Below are 1676 nucleotides of genomic sequence, written 5' to 3'. Positions count from 1 at the left end.
TGAGCCCCGGTGGCATCGGTCGACGAATAGGACTGGCTGATTCGCGGCTGTATAAGGGGGCTGTTGGCCTCCATATTCAGCACCGGGCGCAGGGTGTCCACCGCCAGGGTTGCGCGCGAGGTGATGCCGCGTGCATTGGCGTCGAGCAGCGCAATGTCCATGCTGCGCTCGACATTGGCCTCGCTGCTGCTGATGAGCTTAATGCCTTCCACAATGGCCTTGATTTCCGCGCCCGTGAGACTGGCGCCATTTTGCTTACGAATGACCGTGAGTTCGGGCGAGACGGTAGACGGGAACCAGAACAGGTCGCCCACACCACCGATGCTGCCGCGAAATACTGCGCTTACGCGGCTCGGGTCTTGCCTTCCATCGGTACTGAACTGAACCCGGTCGGTGCTGCTGTCGATCCCGTTGAATTTCACCAGAATATCCTTCACACCGGAGGATGACGGCGCCACGATATTGTCGACGAAGCTCACCCCGGCACCGGCCAGTTGCCTCAAGGCGCCGGTGTATTTGGTCTGGCTGGTCTGCACGCCCGAGCGTACAGCGTCCAGGTCCACTTGCAGCCCCGTGCCATCGGTCTGGAGGGTGACCCGGTTCAGATCCACGCTGCGATGGCCGCTGCCATCGACCAGGCGGATGTCGATGTTGCGGGTCTTGACGCCATTGTCGAAGCTACCGTTCTGCAGCCGCAGCGATTGCAGCACGCGGCTCAGTTCATCGGCGGTAAAGGCGCCGCCATCGGTCTTGCTCAGGGTCACCGTGCTCTTGTTGGCCACGGTGGTGATCTGGTAGCTCACGCCGCTGACGCCCCCCACGACGCGACCGTCGACCTTGGCCAGGTTGTTGTTGATGCCCACCACCCGATCCAGTATCAGCGCATCGGTGTTGTGGGCGCCCGCGTTGTCCGACACCAGCTCGATCATGCGGATGTCGTTGGCCTTGGGGGGAGCAAGCTGCGGCATCAGGGCCACGCCGGTCGGGGTGGCCACTTCGGCGTTGGTGACGGTAATGCTGCGGCTGGCCTGTACGCCATCGGTGAAGGCGTCCAGGTCCAGTTGCGGCGGGAGGTGGGTGACCATCTGCAGCTTGAGGTTTGCCTCATCGCTGCTCCTGCCCTGGGCATCGATCTGCTTGACCTTGTAGCCCCAGGCGGCATCGCGCGTGCCATTGGCATTGACCAGGCTCACACCATTGAGCCGGCTCTGGTGACTGGAGGCGCCATTGTTGCGCAGCAGTTCATCGGCCACCAGGCTGGCGCCGCGATTGACCGCCAGCCACGCGCTGACTGCCTCCGGCGTCTGCGCCGGCTGGCTGGAGGGCGCTTCGCGGAACCACTCGCTGCTGTCGTTCTTGCGCGAGATCACATAGCCGCCGCCGATGGCCGACCAGACGAACCAGTCGCCGGCCCCATTGCCGGTGCTATAGACCGGTTTGCCCAGGTCGATGGTGACCGTGCCTGTGGCCAGGTAGGCCGCGCTGAAGGGGACGCCGCCGCTATTGCGCAGGGCCAGTACTTCGTCCGAGGACAGCAGCGTGTAGACCGCATTGGCCGTGGTATTGCCACCGGCAACCGTCTTCAGGCCGCTCACGGTCAGGCTGCGGTTGAGATTGAAGCTGGCCTTGCCGGCGCTGTGGAAGCTCTTGCGCTCGATCTCGGTACCATCGTCGCG

General features: G+C 63.8%; 1 pseudogene. It reads right to left on the bottom strand.

Features of this window, described 5'->3' with window-relative positions:
• Positions 1 to 1676, bottom strand: a pseudogene (locus I5W_RS16580) (adhesin); the annotation flags it as partial.

Source organism: Herbaspirillum sp. B65, assembly GCF_000333555.1.
GTDB classification, from domain to species: Bacteria; Pseudomonadota; Gammaproteobacteria; order Burkholderiales; family Burkholderiaceae_D; genus Herbaspirillum; species Herbaspirillum rubrisubalbicans.
Note: the sequence above shows the minus strand (reverse complement) of the source record. Positions and strands in the feature narration are given on the sequence as shown.